This window comes from Ancylobacter mangrovi, assembly GCF_024752335.1.
Classification (GTDB): domain Bacteria; phylum Pseudomonadota; class Alphaproteobacteria; order Rhizobiales; family Xanthobacteraceae; genus Ancylobacter; species Ancylobacter mangrovi.
This window is the reverse complement of record NZ_JANTHY010000005.1, coordinates 305,135-321,211: the sequence shown is the minus strand read 5'-3', so window position 1 is coordinate 321,211 and position 16,077 is coordinate 305,135. Positions and strand designations below refer to the sequence as shown.

Genomic DNA, 16,077 nt, shown 5'->3' with positions numbered 1-16,077 from the left:
TCCAGATCGCACGGAGCGCATGCCGGGCGGCAATGCGCGGCGGTTCGCAGGAAGGAAGACAACTGAGCCGGCAGAGTCCGTAACGAAAAGTCGAGAAAATTCAGACGCGATCAGTAAAGCACTGTGATCAATGGATAAATCGATCGGGCGCTGATGCCGAGTTCAGCGGTCATCGTCTCTATGGCATCCCCGAGGTCGTCGGTCGCGAACACACCGCTGACCCGGCGGCGGGCAAGCGTCTCGTCGAGGATGACGATGCGCCCGCGTCGATAGCGGTTAAGCGTCTCGACCACATGACGGAGCGGCGTGCCGTTGAACACCAGCATGCCGCGACGCCAGGCCGTTGCCGTCTCGACATCGCGCGAGCGCACGCGTCCCATGCCTCGCTCCGGTGTGTAGCGCACCTCTTCGCCGGGCGAGAGCACGACGCCTTGCCGCTCGCCGTTCCGCTGCAAGGCCACATTGACCTGATGTTCGATCGCCAACACGTCGGCGCCACTGCCGGCCTCCTCGATGACGAACTGCGTGCCCAGCGCCGTCGTGGTGCCGCCGGCCGCCTCGACCACGAAGGGGCGCGGTTCCCGGTCGGTGCGCGGCATGGCGGAGAAGAACACCTCGCCGGCAAGAAACTTCACCCGCCGCTCTTTGTCGTCGAAGTCGACGATGATGGCGCTCGCCGGGCCCAGTTCGACCGAACTGCCGTCGGCCAGCGTCACCGTCCGCAATTCGCCCGGCGATGTGCGGTAGTCGGCCGTCGCCAGCAGCCACAGATCGCCGAACTGATAGCGCGCAATGCCGGCGCCGAGCGCCAGAAGGCCAAGCAGCGCACCGATCCTCAACGCACGCTGGGCCACCGAGCTTTTCCGGCGTGTACGCGAAAGGCCCCGCAGGGGACCCGGGTCATGCCGCAGAAGGGAAAGCTCCCGCCATGTCGCGCCGGCCTCCTCAAAGGCGGCCCGGTGGTCGGGCGCCTCCTCGAGCCAGGAACGCAGCGCGCGCTGCTCCTCCTCGCTCAACGGCGAGCCATCGAGGCGCGCCACCCACTCGGCGGCACGCATGCCGATCTCATCGGCGCGATCGTCGATGCTGCTCACTTCCGGGCTTTCGCAGTTCGATACCGTCCCGCTATAGGACAACTGAGCTGGGGCGACACAGTAAATCGAAGGTGCATCTGCGGCGATGCGACCTCAACGGTTGCGCAGCCGGCGCGTCATATGCGCGATCGCCAGGGCGAGATGCTTCTGCACCGAACTCTCGGAAATGCGCAACTGCCGGGCGACCTCGGCATGGGTGAGGCCGTCAATGCGGTTCAGCGCGAAGATTTCCTGCGTGCGCCGGGGCAGTTCCTGCACGAGCAGGTGGATACGTTCGAGCTGGAGGCGCGAATCGACCACATCCTCGGGCGAGGGCTCATCGGCAGCTATTTCGGCAAAGGCCTCCGGTGCCACCGTGTCGGTGCGGCGCCTTGCTTCCTGCTTGCGATGATTGAGGAGCAGGTTTCTCGCGATGGTATAAAGATAGGCCCTGATGTTCTGGATGCGCGTTTCCGGGCGCTCCAGCACGTTTACGAACGTGTCCTGCACCAGATCGCACGCGGTATGTCCGTCGCCGAGCCGGCGCTGCAGATAGCTCCGCAGCTCCGCCTCGTGCGCTGAGAATACAAACGACAGATCGGACTGCATGAAACCGGCTCGTACTCCACATGGCCGCCGCGCACTCGAAGAGAGCTACCATGTGGTCTGTCCGAAGTTAAGTTCCTGGCAATACATTATAATTGTTGCAGAGTGTTATATTGGAATCGTTCCATGTTCTTTTAAGCACAAATAGAAAGACGTTTGGGCGTCATGAGTAGGATGAATTTCTACTCTTAAAACAAATCTCAAATATGTTATGGCGCCTAGGAGGTGCCTAGAAGATATATGTTGTGATACTATCGGTGTTGATCTTTTGCATGCATTGGGAATGTCCGTTCCCTGGTGTGTCAGTTTCGGTGCCCACCTTCGCGTCGCCCATCTCGGCCTCCTTGTCTCAAAATTTAGGGAAGAAGGCGTCCAGAAATCGAGGGGCGGGTCAGATCCTCAACCCGTGATAGCCGATGGCGGGAAATGCAAAGCTCTTCGCCGCGGATTGATCCCATTGTCGGCCTCGCAAAAGAAGAACGAGGAAACCGAGATTGGGAAACTGCATGCGCCGCGCCGCACGAGGAGAGCCGCGCGAACTGACGGTCGGGATAGGGTTCAACTCCGACAAGGCGACTTATGCGTTTGCCACCAGGCCTGAGCCGGACAAGCAGATCGGCCACGCGGTCCCGGTGGCGAAGCTGCGCGCCTGCCCGGGCGTATTGACGGCCGATGCCGCGCCGATCACCCGCGCGCCTTCAGGGTTTCGGGAGGCGGCGCAATGAACCCGACCGTCTCATTTTCGCTCTGGATATGTCTCCTCGGCCTTTGGCTGGCGGCGGCCTTCGGCTTCGGCGCCGGCTTTCTCTCGGCCGCGCTGTGCGGGATGAACAAGGAAAGCGACCATGGCTGACACGCCGATCCCGCTCGTCATTCCCGGCGGCGACGGCTCGCCGGACGAAAGCCGACAAGAGCGGCGGTGAACCGTCCCCTGCGGGCGAAATGAGGCCGCCTTGAAGAATGGGAAGCAGGCGCAGGGCGGGGGCTTCGCACCGCGCCGGCCAGTCGACCGAAACGAATTTTAAGATCTGGAGAAAAGCAATGAAGCCACGAACGGCGATGGCGGCAACGATGCTCGCGGCCTCCCTTCTGCTGGGAGCCGGAGCCGGCCACACTCAGAATCTCACCCAGGAAGAGGCGAACACGATCGCTGTGGAGGCGTATCTGTACGTCTATCCGCTCGTCACCATGGACCTGACGAGGCGGCAGATGACCAGCCTCGATCCGGCCAAGAACGCCTTCGGCGGGCCGGAGAACTCGTTCACGAATGTTCGCGCCTATCCGCCCGCGAACGAGAAGGCGGTGGTTCGGCCGAACTTCGACACGCTTTACTCCTCCACCTTCCTCGACCTGACCAAGGAGCCCGCGATCGTCTCGGTTCCCGATACCGGCGGGCGCTACTACCTGCTTCCCATGCTCGACATGTGGACGGATGTGTTCGCCTCACCGGGCTGGCGGACGACCGGCACCAAGGCGGCGAACTTCCTCGTGACGCCGCCCGGCTGGCGGCCGGATCTGGGCGAGGATTTCGCGAAGGCGCTCGGCCTTCCCGAGGGCACGCGCAGGATCGAAGCGCCGACGCCGCTGGTCTGGATCATCGGCCGCACCAAGACCGACGGCCCTTCGGATTACGCGGCCGTTCACAAGATCCAGGACGGATTCAAGATCACGCCCCTGTCGAAATGGGGGAAGGAGATCTCGCCGCCGAAATTCTCGCCGGACCCGACCGTCGACACCAAGACGCCGCCGAAGGTCCAGGTCGATACCATGGCCGGGAAGGACTATTTCACCTACGCGGCCGAGCTTCTGAAGGTCGCCCCTCCGCACCTCACGGACCAGCCGATCATCGCGCGCATGGAGCGGCTCGGCCTGCGGCGCGGCGGGAGCTTCGATTTCGACGGCGCCGATCCGATGGTGAAGGCGGCCATCGAGGCCGCGCCGAAGACGGCGCAGCAACTGATGGCCTGGAAGGCACCGAGGATCGCGGAAACCGTCAACGGATGGTCCATGGACGTCGACACGGTGGGCGTCTATGGCGACTATTATCTGAAGCGGGCGATCCTCACGCAGATCGGCCTCGGCGCCAACGTGCCGCAGGACGCGATCTACCCGATCGCGGTGACCGACGGCGACGGACAGCCGCTCGACGGCGCGAACCGCTATGTCCTGCATTTCGAGGCGTCGCAGATTCCGCCGGTCGACGCGTTCTGGTCGGTCACCATCTACGATAATGACGGCTTCCAGGTCGCGAACAGCCTGAACCGGTTCGCGCTTTCGAGCTGGATGCCTCTCGAGCGCAATTCCGACGGGTCCATCGACCTTTATTTCCAGAAGGACAGCCCCGGCAAGGACAAGGAGGCGAATTGGCTCCCGGCGCCCGACGGACCGTTCAACGTGACCATGCGGCTCTACGCGCCGCGTCCCGAGGCGCTGATCGGGAAATGGGCGCCGCCGGCGATCGCCAAGGTCAAAGCGCTTCCGATCCAGAGGGCCCAGTAGCGGCCCGCGGCGGACGGGATGACGATGCGCATGCGGCACCTTTCCGGCGCGGCCGGGGCGAGGGTCTCGCATGCGCAATGCTGCCTCTCGGGCAGCTCGCCGCAAAGCCGCGAGAAGGAGCTGCCTAGACAAGCCGCGCATGGGGGCGGCGCGATCCGCCGCTCGCCCGGGTTTATCCGGAGGGAGTAAGGCGTCACAAGGTTCAAAGCTGAGAGAGCCGTGAGTCTTCGGCGACGCCAAGCTGACCATCGCGCTGCTCGGCCGGCTCACCCGTCACTGCGGCATCATCGATCACCGGAACCGCGATCTCGCGATTCAGGAACCGAATCCGGCCTCGGCCGCCGATCCTTCCTCGGGTCCGTCCTGCACGCCGATCAAGGGTTCGCTTCCGGCGCCGTGTGACGCTCGAAATTCCGAGGGCGTGCAGCCCATCCAGCGCCGGAAGGCTCTGGAGAAGCTGGCGTGATCCTCGTAGCCGAGCAGCATCGCAACTTCGAGGATCGGTCTTTCGGATTTCCGCAAGAGGCTGACCGCCCGCGCCCTGCGCGCCGCGTCGATCACCTCGCGATAGGTGTAGCCTTCCTGGCCAAGCATGCGCTGCAGGTGGCGGACGCTTGCGCCCGCCATGCGCGCGGTCCCATCGATGTCGGTCTGCCCGTCGAGAAGCCGCAGCGCCACGATGGCCGAAACGGAGCGGGCCGGTTCGGAGGCGCGCGACAGAACCAGATCGGCGACGACTTCCCGCAGCGTCACGACGTCGGAGCCCTTCGCGGGATCGCGCATCCGCGGCGCGAGCAGATCTTCGGCAGCGAAGGCGAGCCCCGTGCCGCCGAGACCGTAGCGGATCGGCATTTGCAGCCTGTCTTCGAGCACATGGGCGTCAGCGTCGCGGGGATAGGAGACTTCGATCCATTTCGGCGCCCATCGGGAGCCGAGATACTCTCTGGCGATGAGTATCATCGGTCCGATCAGGTGATCGGCGTGTTGGATGGCCGGCAGGCTGAACGGCGGTCCCACGCAGCGCCAGACCTGGTGGACGCCGCGCTGGACAAGCTCCAGCCTCCCGCTGACGGCATGGGCGCGAAAGGTCCGGCAATAGCGCTCGATCGCCTGGCCGAGCGTGGGGGCGGCGGCGCCGTACATGCCCCACACGCCATAGCCCCACGCCTTCGCCATTTCGAAGCCGACATCGACCCCGAACGTCCGGTCGCCCAGAAGGCGAGCGCATCTTTCGAAGACGGCGATCATGGAGCCCAGCGGCACGGGCGTCTGCGGCGCGCCGAGCATCGCGACGGGCAGTCCTTCCTGTTCGAAGGTGCTCCAGAGGGCGCGCTCGCCGGCCCGCTGTTCCAACACCGCCGGAAGCGGACCGAGGCCGTTTGCGCGGACGAGGGGCACCGATCGGTCAATCGCCATCCGTCGCCTCCCGGCCGTCGTGAAATTGTAAAACGCCAGCGTCGGTCATGACGAAACTTCGCGTGGTGCGCAAGCAGAAGCTGCATAGGCCGGAAGGTGACACGTCGGCCCGCCCCGGTACGGCGGTGTTCCGGGAATGCGGCGCGAGGGACGTCATGCCGCCGTTTGATTTTCCGGCCGTCCGACACCTTGCTGTGCCGGAGGCGAGGGGGATGCCCGGATGCTCGTCGGGCACGCGATGATGCGGCGGCGATCGGTCATCACGCGTCCTGCCCACCACGTCACGTCTCGGGCGGCTATCGCGTCGCTGAAGGGCGAGCGCGGCGCTTTCAGCACCATCGCCATGCCCGCCGCCTCCGCGCCTTCCGCTTCAGAGGTGGGAAACGCGCCGGCGCGCGGCTTGCGAGCGTCGTCACAAGCTTACCGCACGCCCGGCATTGAGGGGTGGAACGTTGCCCGGCGCGGTTGAACGCGGGGCGGGAATCGATATGAGTCCTGTCATGACCCTTCGCCCCCACGCTGCCGGACCGGCGCCGCGATGACGGCAGCCGCCAAGGTGTCCGTCGATCTCGGCACCCGTCCCGACGGGAGCCCGGCGGCGCTCGACCTCGAGGAACTGCTCGCCACCCGCCTGCTGGTGCAGGGCAATTCCGGCTCCGGCAAGTCGCACCTGCTGCGCCGCCTCATGGAGCAGAGCGCGCCCTGGGTGCAGCAGGCGGTGATCGATCCCGAAGGCGACTTCGTCACCCTGGCGGAACGCTACGGGCATGTGGTGGTGGATACGCGGCGGGGCGAGGCGGACCTCCAGCGCATCGCCGCGCGGGTGCGCCAGCATCGGGTCTCGGTGGTGCTGAACCTCGAGGAGCTCGACGCCGAGCAGCAGATGCGCGCCGCCGCCGCCTTCCTCGGCGGTCTGTTCGATGCGGACCGGGACTTCTGGTACCCGATGCTCGTGGTCGTGGACGAGGCGCAGCTCTTCGCCCCGATGGCGGCCGGCGAGGTCTCCGACGAGGCGCGCAAGGTCTCGCTCGGCGCCATGACCAACCTCATGAGCCGCGGCCGCAAGCGCGGTCTTGCCGGCGTCATCGCCACCCAGCGCCTCGCCAAGCTCGCCAAGAACGTGGCGGCGGAAGCCTCCAACTTCCTCATGGGCCGCACCTTCCTCGACATCGACATGGCCCGCGCCGCCGACCTGCTCGGCATGGAGCGGCGGCAGGCGGAGATGTTCCGCGACCTGAAGAGCGGCCATTTCATCGCGCTCGGCCCGGCATTGTCGCGTCGCCCGCTGCCCGTCCATATCGGCCCGGTGCAGACCGCCGCGCGCTCCACCAGCCCGAAGCTGATGCCGATGCCGCAGCCCGCCTCGGTCGAGGATGCGCACGACCTCATCTTCATGCCCGGCGCCGACGAGGACCGCCTCTTCGCGCCGAAGCGGCCGCCGCCGGTGGCCTCCACGGCCGATGTGCTCGCCCAGCTCGCCCGCAGCGTGCCGCAGGTGCCCGCAGGCGCGGACGGCGCCCCCGAGGGTACGCCGGCGAATGCCCCGCAGTCCGCGCCGGCTCCGGCGCCCGCCGTGCCCGCTCTGTCGGCGGAGCAGCGCCAGGCGGCGATCGACGCGGCGCTGCGCGAGATATTGAGCGAGAGCGACGCCGCCTTCCGCACCATCGCCGTGCTCTATCAGGACTTTCTGGTGCGCTGCCGGATCCGCCGCGTCGGCGGCGAGCCGCTCAGCCTGCCGGCCTTCCGTCGCCGGCTCGCCGTGGCCCATGCCGGCATCGACCTCGCCGAGGCGGAGGCGGACGATTCCCCGTGGGGCGAAGTGCTCGCCATGGCCGGCGCGCTGCCCGAGGACATGCAGGGCACCTTCCTCACCGTGGCGCGCGCCGCCTTCGACCGCCGTCCCTGTCCGTCCGACGCCGAGGTGGCGCAGGCCTTCGGCAGTCGCTCGCCCGGCCGGGCGCGGCGGTTGCTCGCCTATATGGAGGAGCGGCAGGTGATCGTGTGCCGCCTCGACGGGCAGGGCCGGCGCATCATCGCCATTCCGGGCCTCGCCTGGGAGACCGAACCGGGCGACCCCAACGCGCCGGCGGGCGCCCGCGCGCCCGAGGCGACGCCCGCGGACTGAGGGCGGCGGATCGCCGGTTCAGGCGCTGATCCAGGTCCGGGCGGCGTCGGCTTCGGTGAGCCCGAACACCCTGGCCTCGGCGGGCATCATGAAGCGGAAGAACTCGGTTGCGTGCCGCAGCCAGGGGATGTCGGTGACCACGGCGACCTTGTCCCAGCCGGTGATGTGGCCCATGCCCAATCTGAGATCGGCCCACATCGCCCCCGGCTCGAAGCCGAGCGTGTCGCCTTCCACCTCGTAATAGACGCTGACCTTGCCATGCGTCGCGAACGCGGCCTCGACCTTGGGCGTCAGCACGGTCTCGTAGTCCTTGCTGCTGATCTGGCCCGACGCGCGGACCGCCACGACGTTCGGGGGAAAGCCTTCGAGCAGTTCGATCATGTCGTCCTCCTTCTGCCGCCGGCCCCGCGCGGAAGCGAGCCCAGCGCGGGGACGTCCGCCTCGTCTCACCGGAGGTGCGGCGGGGTCTTCGGCTGCCGACCCCTCCGCATCAGATATTGTGGAGAAAGGGCAGGGCAAGCCGCCCCCGCCCGGCCTCGGCCGGATGTGATGCCGGCCGGCTTGCCCACCGGGCGGGCCGCGACGCCTAGGGCGCGAGCGTCATGTCGCCCGGCCGCCACGTCTGGTCGAACCACGGCTCGCGCGGTCCGTAGAGGCGCAGGATGATGTTGTAGCCCGTGCCGGCGGTGGTCTGGACCCAGTTCGCCTCCTTGCCGGCCGGCGCGTTCGGCCCGAACCGGATCGTGACGCCGCCATCCGGGTTCGGCTTCACGTCCGGCAGTGTGCTGTCGATCCCGGCCAGCTTCTGGTCGGTTGGAAGCAGCGAGCGGGTCACGTTGTCGTAGACGGTGAAGGACCAGAAATCCTTGGCGGGTATCGGGCCGGGCAGCGTCACCCGGTAGGTGCGGCCGCCGTCCAGATAGTCGCCCGCCGCGTCGCGCACGGTGATGGCATAGGCCGAGCCGGTGCCCGGCCGAGCTTCGGTCATGGCCGGGGTGATGCCGGTCGCGTAGTAGAAGAACATCATGCGCGCGTCGAGGCGGCGCGCCGCGCCGTCGAGGAACCGGTAGCTGCCGCCCACGAACGCCGTGAACCATTGCCGGTCGGCATAGATCCGGGTCTCCGGGTCGCGGGAGGCGAACAGGTTGGTGCGGGCGATGGCGTTCCCCACCGCCACCGCATCCGTCAGGATCGCCTTCATCCGCGCATCCGGCGCGAAGGGCTGGCCCTTGCGGATGCCGATGGCCGTATAGAGGCCGACCTCGTCCGGCTCCACCCAGTCGGCCGGCTCGTTCTGCACCACGTCGTTCAGCTCCTCGTAGAAGCTGAAATCGTTGGCGCTGATCGTGTTGAACTTTCGGCCGGAGAGGTTGACGATCGGCGTCGCCGGCGGGTTCGCGGCTTCGGACAGCGCGAACACGGCCGCCTTCGCCCTGACGCCGGCCACCGCCGCCGCGATGTCGCCCTTCTCGACGAAGGCGCGGTAGAAGACGAGGAGCCGGTTGGTGCGCGGCTTCGCGACATGGAAACCGTCCGCCGGCAGGCTCCCCGTGTAGCCCGGCGGCACGAACAGATAGTCGCCGCCCTTGCCGCCGTCCGGGCCGGTCAGCCCGACATCGGTGACCCATCGGAAATCGGCGTCGTCGACCGGCCCGAGCACGCGTGGGGGAATGCGCACGACCATCGGCCCCGCCGCGAGGTCGAGGCAGAGCATGGCATAGACGGTGGTGGTGTTGGCGGTCAGGAACAGGGAGCGGGCGTCGAGGAGACTCTCGGCGATGCCGATGCCCTTGTTGGCCGGCGCCCCGGCCTCCGCCATGCCCCGGCACAGCGCGTGGACCGAGGTCGCCGACATGCCCTTCAGGAAGGCGTCGATCCCCCGGCCAAAATCGAGCTGGTCGAACGCCTTCTGCGCCGTCGCGGCGTCGGGAACGCCCTTGGGGAAGCGCAGCGTGCCGATGCGTGTCTCCACAGTCTCCGGCGTGGTGATCTTGGCCGGCACGTCCGGCGCGTAGCGAGGTGGGGATTGCGCGACGGCGAGGGCCGGTGCTAGCGCAACCATCGTCGCAACGACGGCCGTTAAGCTCAACGATTGGCGAATGTTTTTCATGGCGCGTTTGCCTCCCGCATAAGTTTCCACGCGGTCTCAAGGCACGACTTGTCTTATGGCGCGCATGTACGGGAACCCGGCCCGGGGCGCGCGTTCCAGAATACCCGCTCGCCGTGCCCTTTCCAACGGTAAGGCCGCGGGGGGGTGGGTCGACGCTTGCGCGCCGGCGGCCTCCGGCTCCACTTGAGCCGTGCGGCCGTTCGGGAGTAGCCGGTCGTCAGGCTCGCTCCATCCAGCAATCGGGAATCCGCCATGGCCTACGATGCCGATATCGCGATCATCGGCGCCGGTGCGGCCGGCGTAGGGGCGGCGCGGCGCCTTGCCGGCACCGGGCTGTCCGTGCTGGTGCTGGAAGCGCTCCCACGCGTCGGCGGCCGTGCCTGGACCCGCGAGGCGGCGGGAATCGCGGTCGATCTCGGCTGCGGCTGGCTGCATTCGGCCGACCGCAACCCGTGGTGCGGCATCGCGGAACAGGCGGGTTTCGCCATCGATCGCAGCGAACCCGGCTGGGGTGCGCAATTTGGCGATCTCGGCGCCCCGGCCGAGCAGTGGCGGGCGGCCCGGCAGGCCTTCGACGACTGGAGCGAGCGGCTGGCCGCTGAGCCTCCGGCAAGCGACCGGGCCTCCGACGCGCTGGAGCCGGGCGGGCGCTGGACCGCCTATCTGCAGGCGCTCAGCGGCTATATCAGCGGGGACGAGCTGGAGCGCATCTCCGCGCGCGACTATCTCGCCTATAGCGAGGCCTCCACCTATCGGAACTGGCGGGCGCGGGTGGGGTACGGAACGCTGATCGCGAGCAGCCTTCCGGCCGATACGCCGCTCCGGCTCGCGACGCCGGTCGAGGCGGTCGCGCTCAAGGCGGATGGCGTGGCGCTGGCGACGCCGGCCGGCACGGTGCGCTGTCGGGCCGCCATCGTCACCGCCTCGACCCATGTGCTGGCGGGCGATTCCATCGCGTGGCCGGCCGGCCTCGACCCCTGGCGCGAGGCGGCGACGCGCCTGCCGCTCGGCCGCAACGAGAAGCTGTTCCTCGAGATCGTCGGAACCGGCCCCTTCGAACCCGAGACCCATGTGCTCGGCGCCATCGACGATCCCGCCACCGGTGCCTACTACATCCGCCCGCTGGGCCGGCCGGTGATCGAGTGCTTCCTCGGCGGCACCGGTGCCCGTACCGCGGAGGCGGAAGGCCACGAGGCGGCCTATGCGCGCGCCATCGACGAGCTTGCCGGGCTGTTCGGCGCCTCGGTGCGCGGCTGCCTGCGGCCCTTCATGGCCTCCGAATGGGCCGCCACGCCCACCATCGGCGGCGGCTACAGCTATGCGCAGCCGGGCTGTGCGCCGGCCCGTCTCGTGCTCGCCCGGCCGTTCGAGGACCGCCTGTTCTTCGCCGGCGAGGCGACCCACCCGACCGATTTCTCGACCGCCCACGGCGCCTATGAGACCGGCCTGCGCGCGGCTAGCGAGGCGATGGCCGCGCTCACCCTCCGTCCCAGCCGCGCGGGAGCCGGCGCGAAGGGCTGACCGCGCGCGACTGAGGCCGGAAGCCGCCCCCCTCGGCGCCACGACACGCAGGCGCCGCTCGGCTTTACGCCGGCGTTACGCGCTTCCCACGTTTCCGCCTATCGCCTTTACGCCGCTCACGGGTAGCTCCGGGTCATCGGAACCGGAGCTCACCATCATGGACATGCTCATCTATCTCGGCGGCGGGCTGGTGCTCTTCGCCCTTGCCGGCGCGGCGGTCCTCGCAGCAGACCGTCTGTGAGGCGCGCCATGGCCTTTTCATCCATCCCCCTCGATCTCGTCCTCGGCCTCGGCGTGGCCGTCCTCCTCTTTGTCTATCTGCTCGCGGCGCTGCTGCGCCCCGAGCTGTTCTGAGGGCGCGCCATGACCAGCGATCTCCTTCAGTTCGTCCTCTATGCGGTCCTGCTGACGGCCATCGCCGTCCCGCTTGGCGCCTATATGGCGGCGGTCTTCGCCGGCGAGGTGCGCTTCCTCGCGCCGGTCGAGCGGGCGCTGCTCGGCGCGGCGGGTGCCGGCGCGCGGCAGAGCCAGTACTGGAGCGCCTACGCGCTCGCGCTGCTCGTCTTCAACGCGGCGGGCTTCGCGCTGCTGTTCCTCGTGCTGGTGGGGCAGGGCCATTTGCCGCTCAACCCGCAGGGCTTCGCCGGCCTGTCCCCCCGGCTCGCCTTCAACACCGCCATTTCCTTCGTCACCAACACCAACTGGCAGGCCTATGGCGGGGAGACCACGCTCTCCAATTTCAGCCAGATGGCGGGCCTCACGACGCAGAACTTCCTCTCCGGCGCCACCGGCATGGCGGTCGCGGCCGCCGTGGCGCGGGGCTTCGCCGGGCGGCAGGCGAGGGCGATCGGCAGTTTCTGGGTCGATCTCGTCCGCGCCACGCTCTACGTGCTGCTGCCGGGCGCCGTCCTCCTCGCGCTCGTCTTCGCCATTTGCGGCATGCCGCAGACGCTCGCCGCCGCCTTCGACGCGACGACGCTGGAGGGCGCGAAGCAGACTATCGCGCTCGGCCCGGTGGCGAGCCAGGTCGCCATCAAGCAGCTCGGCACCAATGGCGGCGGCTTCTTCAACGTCAACTCGGCCCACCCGCTGGAAAACCCGACCGCGCTGAGCAATTTCATCTCGACGCTGGCCATTCTCGCCCTGCCGGCCGGCTTCTGCTTCACCTATGGCCGCATGGTGGGCGACCGCCGGCAGGGGCGGGCGCTGTTCGCCGCCATGGCGCTGCTGTTCCTGGCGGGCTTCGCCGCCATCTACGCCGCCGAACGGGCCGGCAATCCGCTGCAGGCGGGGCTGGTGGAGACCGTGTCCGGCAACATGGAAGGCAAGGAGGTGCGGTTCGGCCTCCTCGGCTCGACGCTGTGGGCGGCTGCCACCACCGCCGCCTCCAACGGCTCGGTGAACGCCATGCATGACAGCTTCACGCCGCTGGGCGGGCTCGTCGCCATGCTCAACATCCAGCTCGGCGAAGTGGTGTTCGGCGGGGTCGGCGTCGGGCTCACCGGCATGCTGCTGTTCGTGGTCCTCACCGTCTTCCTCGCCGGGCTGATGGTCGGGCGCACGCCCGAATATCTCGGCAAGAAGATCGAGGCCCGCGAGGTGAAGCTCGCCGCGGTGACGCTGCTCGTCATGCCGCTCGGCGTGCTGGTCCTCGCCGCGCTCGCCATCGCGGCCGGCACGGCGCAGGGCTCGGCGCCCAATCCGGGGCCGCACGGCCTGTCGGAGCTGCTCTACGCCTATTCTTCGGCGACGGGGAACAACGGCTCCGCCTTCGCCGGCTTTTCCGCCGACACGCCCTGGCACGACACCTTTCTCGGCATCGCCATGATGCTCGGGCGCTACGGCTACATCATCCCCATCCTCGCCATCGCCGGCAGCCTCGCCGCCAAGAAGACCGCGGCGGAGACCGCCGGCACCTTTCCCACCCATGGCGCGCTGTTCGTGACGCTCCTCATCGCCACCATCCTCATCGTGGGCGCGCTCACCTTCCTGCCCGTCCTCGCCCTCGGCCCTATCGCGGAACAGGTTTCGCTGCTGGCCGGCCGGACCTTCTAGAGGCATCCCATGAGCAAGCATTCTCCCGTCGAGTTCGGCCTGCTGGCGCCGGACATCATCGTCCCGGCCATGGGCCAGGCGCTGCGCAAGTTCGATCCGAGGTCGCTGGCGCGCAACCCGGTGATCTTCTCCACCGCGCTGGTGAGCCTCCTCTCCACCGTGCTGGTGGTGCGCGAGGGCCTTCAGGGCGGGCCGGCCTTCACCATCGGCCTGCAGATCACCGTATGGCTGTGGTTCACGGTGCTGTTCGCCAATTTCGCCGAGGCGGTCGCCGAGGGGCGGGGCAGGGCCCGCGCCGACGCCTTCCGCGCCACCCGCTCGAGCGTGCAGGCGAAGGTGATCGCCGACCCGCAGCAGCGCACCGGGTTCCGCGTACGCGACGTCGATCGGCTCGAGATCGGCGAGCTGATCCTCGTCGAGGCGGGCGACATCGTCCCCACCGACGGCGAGGTGGTGGAGGGCGTGGCCTCGGTGGACGAGAGCGCCATCACCGGCGAAAGCGCACCGGTGATCCGCGAATCCGGCGGCGACCGCTCCTCGCTCACCGGCGGCACGCGCCTGGTCTCCGACTGGCTGGTGGTGCGCGTCACCGCCCGACCCGGCGAGACCTTCCTCGACCGCATGATCGCCCTGGTGGAAGGGGCGAAGCGCCAGAAGACGCCGAACGAGATCGCCCTCGACATCCTGCTCGCGGGCCTCACCCTCGTCTTCCTGCTGGTGGTGACGACGCTACCCTTCTTCGCCGCCTGGTCCGGCACGACCATTCCGGTGGTCTATCTCGCGGCGCTGTTCGTCACCCTGATCCCGACCACCATCGGCGGGCTGCTCTCGGCCATCGGCATCGCCGGCATGGACCGGCTGGTGAAGGCGAACGTCATCGCCAAGTCCGGCCGGGCGGTGGAGGCGGCGGGCGACATCGACGTGCTGCTGCTCGACAAGACCGGCACCATCACCTTCGGCAACCGCATGGCGGACGCCTTCGAGCCGGCGCCGGGCATCTCCGCGCGCCAGCTCGCCGAGGCCGCCTTCCTCGCCTCGCTCGCCGACGACACGCCGGAGGGACGCTCGATCGTCGATCTGGCGGCGCGCGACTTCGGCTTCGACGCCGCGCAGGCGGGCGCGGCGAATTTCGTGCCCTTCAGCGCCCATACCCGCATGTCGGGCGTCGACCTTCCCGGCGGCGCCACCATCCGCAAGGGCGCCTCGGACGCCATGGCGGCCCTCACCGGCGCGCCGCTGAGCCCGGCGGTCGACCAGATCGTCAAGCGCATCGGCTCCTCCGGCGGCACGCCGCTGGTGGTGGCGCGGGACGGACGCGTGTTCGGGGTGATCCATCTTAAGGACGTGGTGAAGCCCGCCATCCGCGAGCGCTTCGCCGAGCTGCGGCGCATGGGCATCCGCACGGTGATGATCACCGGCGACAACCCGCTCACCGCCGCCGCCATCGCCGCCGAGGCGGGCGTGGACGACTTCCTCGCCGAGGCGACGCCGGAGCGGAAGCTGGAGCTGATCCGTCGCGAGCAGGCGGAGGGCCGCCTCGTCGCCATGTGCGGCGACGGCTCCAACGACGCGCCGGCGCTAGCGCAGGCCGATGTCGGCGTGGCGATGAATTCGGGCACGCCCGCCGCCAAGGAGGCGGGCAACCTGATCGACCTCGACAGCGACCCGACCAAGCTCATCGAGATCGTCATGGTCGGCAAGCAGCTCCTCATCTCGCGCGGGGCGCTCACCACCTTCTCGGTGGCGAACGACGTGGCTAAGTACTTCGCCATCCTGCCGGCGCTGTTCGTGACCGCCTATCCGGGTCTCGCGGTGCTCGACGTGATGGGGCTCGGCACGCCGCAATCGGCCATCCTGTCCGCCATCATCTTCAACGCGCTGGTCATCGTCGCGCTGATCCCGATCGCGCTGAAGGGCGTGCGCTATTCGCCCGCGCCCGCCGCGACCCTGCTGGGCCGCAACCTGATGATCTACGGGCTGGGCGGGCTCGTCGTGCCCTTCATCGGCATCAAGGCGATCGACCTTCTGGTCGACCTCCTGCACCTCGCCTGAACGGAGAGAGCCATGATCCCCCATCTGCGTCCCGCGCTGGTGCTGTTGGCGCTGTTCACCCTGCTCACCGGCCTCGCCTATCCGCTGGCGATCACCGGCCTGGCGCAGGCCGCGTTTCCCTCCGCCGCCAATGGCTCGCCGGTGACGGTCGAGGGCCGGGTCGTCGGGTCGGCGCTCGTCGGCCAGGCCTTCGCCGCCGAACGCTATTTCCACGGCCGGCCCTCGGCGACCATGGGTCCCGATCCGAACCAACCCTCGGCGAGCGTCGCCAGCCCCTATAACGGCGCAAGTTCGGCCGGCTCCAATCTCGGCCCGAGCTCGGCCGCGCTGGCGGACGAGGTGCGCACGCGCGTCGCCGCGCTCGGCGGCGGCCCGGTGCCGGCGGACCTCGCAACGGCCTCCGCCTCCGGCCTCGACCCGGACATCTCGCCCGCGGCGGCGCTGTTCCAGGTCGCGCGGGTGGCGAAGGCGCGTGGGCTCGACGAAGCGCTGGTGCGCGGGCTCGTCGCCCGCCATATCATGGGGCGCACCTTCGGCCTTCTCGGCGAGCCGCGCGTCAACGTGCTGGCGCTCAACCTCGCCCTCGACGGCCTCGATCACTGACGCGCAAGGCACGTCCC

General features: G+C 68.7%; 15 protein-coding genes. 9 read left to right on the top strand and 6 right to left on the bottom strand.

Annotation, left to right across the window (positions count from 1 at the left end; genetic code table 11):
• Window positions 1-110: 110 nt before the first annotated feature.
• A complete protein-coding gene (locus NVS83_RS14920) occupies window positions 111-1,094 on the bottom strand; it encodes a FecR family protein (RefSeq protein ID WP_258740021.1) in 984 nt (327 codons plus the stop codon).
• A 93-nt stretch (window positions 1,095-1,187) separates the two neighbouring features.
• A complete protein-coding gene (locus NVS83_RS14915) occupies window positions 1,188-1,682 on the bottom strand; it encodes an RNA polymerase sigma factor (RefSeq protein ID WP_258740020.1) in 495 nt (164 codons plus the stop codon).
• Between the two features lie 503 nt (window positions 1,683-2,185).
• Between NVS83_RS14915 and NVS83_RS14910 the strand changes: the two genes are divergently transcribed.
• The 3 genes from NVS83_RS14910 to NVS83_RS14900 all read left to right on the top strand — a co-directional run bounded on the left by NVS83_RS14910 (window position 2,186) and on the right by NVS83_RS14900 (window position 4,178).
• Entirely contained in the window at window positions 2,186-2,404 is a 219-nt protein-coding gene (locus tag NVS83_RS14910) for a hypothetical protein (RefSeq protein ID WP_258740019.1), read from the top strand.
• Window positions 2,401-2,532, top strand: a complete 132-nt coding sequence (locus tag NVS83_RS14905) for a hypothetical protein (protein WP_258740018.1) — start codon at window positions 2,401-2,403, stop codon at window positions 2,530-2,532. The genes NVS83_RS14910 and NVS83_RS14905 overlap by 4 nt, the downstream gene beginning before the upstream one ends.
• Window positions 2,533-2,720: 188 nt before the next feature.
• Window positions 2,721-4,178, top strand: coding sequence for a DUF1254 domain-containing protein (locus tag NVS83_RS14900; protein ID WP_258740017.1), 1,458 nt, complete (start codon window positions 2,721-2,723; stop codon window positions 4,176-4,178).
• Window positions 4,179-4,493: 315 nt separating this feature from the next.
• Here the strand turns inward: NVS83_RS14900 and NVS83_RS14895 are convergent, their stop codons facing one another.
• Complete coding sequence (locus tag NVS83_RS14895) at window positions 4,494-5,594, bottom strand: helix-turn-helix domain-containing protein (protein ID WP_258740016.1); 1,101 nt, start codon at window positions 5,592-5,594, stop codon at window positions 4,494-4,496.
• Window positions 5,595-5,747: 153 nt separating this feature from the next.
• Window positions 5,748-5,939 (bottom strand): hypothetical protein, encoded by a 192-nt coding sequence (locus NVS83_RS14890; RefSeq protein WP_258740015.1) that lies wholly within the window; start codon window positions 5,937-5,939, stop codon window positions 5,748-5,750.
• 193 nt (window positions 5,940-6,132) lie between these two features.
• On the opposite strand from NVS83_RS14890, the gene NVS83_RS14885 reads away from it, so the two are divergent.
• Window positions 6,133-7,719, top strand: a complete 1,587-nt coding sequence (locus NVS83_RS14885) for an ATP-binding protein (RefSeq protein ID WP_258740014.1) — start codon at window positions 6,133-6,135, stop codon at window positions 7,717-7,719.
• 18 nt (window positions 7,720-7,737) lie between these two features.
• Here NVS83_RS14885 and NVS83_RS14880 read toward each other — a convergent pair whose 3' ends face one another.
• The gene (locus tag NVS83_RS14880; protein ID WP_258740013.1) at window positions 7,738-8,100 is read right to left on the bottom strand and encodes a SpoIIAA family protein; all 363 of its coding nucleotides are present in this window, start codon (window positions 8,098-8,100) and stop codon (window positions 7,738-7,740) included.
• 205 nt (window positions 8,101-8,305) lie between these two features.
• Complete coding sequence (locus tag NVS83_RS14875; protein WP_258740012.1) at window positions 8,306-9,781, bottom strand: DUF1254 domain-containing protein; 1,476 nt, start codon at window positions 9,779-9,781, stop codon at window positions 8,306-8,308.
• A gap of 300 nt (window positions 9,782-10,081) precedes the next feature.
• On the opposite strand from NVS83_RS14875, the gene NVS83_RS14870 reads away from it, so the two are divergent.
• The 5 genes from NVS83_RS14870 to kdpC all read left to right on the top strand — a co-directional run bounded on the left by NVS83_RS14870 (window position 10,082) and on the right by kdpC (window position 16,060).
• The gene (locus tag NVS83_RS14870; protein WP_258740011.1) at window positions 10,082-11,350 is read left to right on the top strand and encodes a flavin monoamine oxidase family protein; all 1,269 of its coding nucleotides are present in this window, start codon (window positions 10,082-10,084) and stop codon (window positions 11,348-11,350) included.
• 249 nt (window positions 11,351-11,599) lie between these two features.
• On the top strand, window positions 11,600-11,704 hold the full coding sequence (kdpF, locus tag NVS83_RS14865) for a K(+)-transporting ATPase subunit F (RefSeq protein ID WP_258733680.1): 105 nt from the start codon (window positions 11,600-11,602) through the stop codon (window positions 11,702-11,704).
• Window positions 11,705-11,713: 9 nt separating this feature from the next.
• Entirely contained in the window at window positions 11,714-13,405 is a 1,692-nt protein-coding gene (kdpA, locus tag NVS83_RS14860) for a potassium-transporting ATPase subunit KdpA (RefSeq protein ID WP_258740010.1), read from the top strand.
• A 9-nt stretch (window positions 13,406-13,414) separates the two neighbouring features.
• Complete coding sequence (gene kdpB, locus NVS83_RS14855; protein ID WP_258740009.1) at window positions 13,415-15,457, top strand: potassium-transporting ATPase subunit KdpB; 2,043 nt, start codon at window positions 13,415-13,417, stop codon at window positions 15,455-15,457.
• 12 nt (window positions 15,458-15,469) lie between these two features.
• Window positions 15,470-16,060: a potassium-transporting ATPase subunit KdpC gene (kdpC, locus tag NVS83_RS14850; RefSeq protein WP_258740008.1), complete on the top strand. Its 591-nt coding sequence runs from the start codon at window positions 15,470-15,472 to the stop codon at window positions 16,058-16,060.
• Window positions 16,061-16,077: the final 17 nt, after the last annotated feature.

Excerpts from the sequence above, each read along its gene's own strand:
- NVS83_RS14880 (WP_258740013.1), bottom strand. The coding sequence starts at position 8,100 with ATGATCGAACTGCTCGAAGGCTTTCCCCCGAACGTCGTGGCGGTCCGC.
- kdpC (WP_258740008.1), top strand. The coding sequence starts at position 15,470 with ATGATCCCCCATCTGCGTCCCGCGCTGGTGCTGTTGGCGCTGTTCACC.
- kdpA (WP_258740010.1), top strand. The coding sequence starts at position 11,714 with ATGACCAGCGATCTCCTTCAGTTCGTCCTCTATGCGGTCCTGCTGACG.
- kdpB (WP_258740009.1), top strand. The coding sequence starts at position 13,415 with ATGAGCAAGCATTCTCCCGTCGAGTTCGGCCTGCTGGCGCCGGACATC.
- NVS83_RS14900 (WP_258740017.1), top strand. The coding sequence starts at position 2,721 with ATGAAGCCACGAACGGCGATGGCGGCAACGATGCTCGCGGCCTCCCTT.
- NVS83_RS14915 (WP_258740020.1), bottom strand. The coding sequence starts at position 1,682 with ATGCAGTCCGATCTGTCGTTTGTATTCTCAGCGCACGAGGCGGAGCTG.
- NVS83_RS14895 (WP_258740016.1), bottom strand. The coding sequence starts at position 5,594 with ATGGCGATTGACCGATCGGTGCCCCTCGTCCGCGCAAACGGCCTCGGT.
- NVS83_RS14875 (WP_258740012.1), bottom strand. The coding sequence starts at position 9,781 with ATGGTTGCGCTAGCACCGGCCCTCGCCGTCGCGCAATCCCCACCTCGC.
- NVS83_RS14890 (WP_258740015.1), bottom strand. The coding sequence starts at position 5,939 with ATGGCGATGGTGCTGAAAGCGCCGCGCTCGCCCTTCAGCGACGCGATA.
- NVS83_RS14885 (WP_258740014.1), top strand. The coding sequence starts at position 6,133 with ATGACGGCAGCCGCCAAGGTGTCCGTCGATCTCGGCACCCGTCCCGAC.
- NVS83_RS14910 (WP_258740019.1), top strand. The coding sequence starts at position 2,186 with ATGCGCCGCGCCGCACGAGGAGAGCCGCGCGAACTGACGGTCGGGATA.
- NVS83_RS14870 (WP_258740011.1), top strand. The coding sequence starts at position 10,082 with ATGGCCTACGATGCCGATATCGCGATCATCGGCGCCGGTGCGGCCGGC.
- kdpF (WP_258733680.1), top strand. The coding sequence starts at position 11,600 with ATGGCCTTTTCATCCATCCCCCTCGATCTCGTCCTCGGCCTCGGCGTG.
- NVS83_RS14905 (WP_258740018.1), top strand. The coding sequence starts at position 2,401 with ATGAACCCGACCGTCTCATTTTCGCTCTGGATATGTCTCCTCGGCCTT.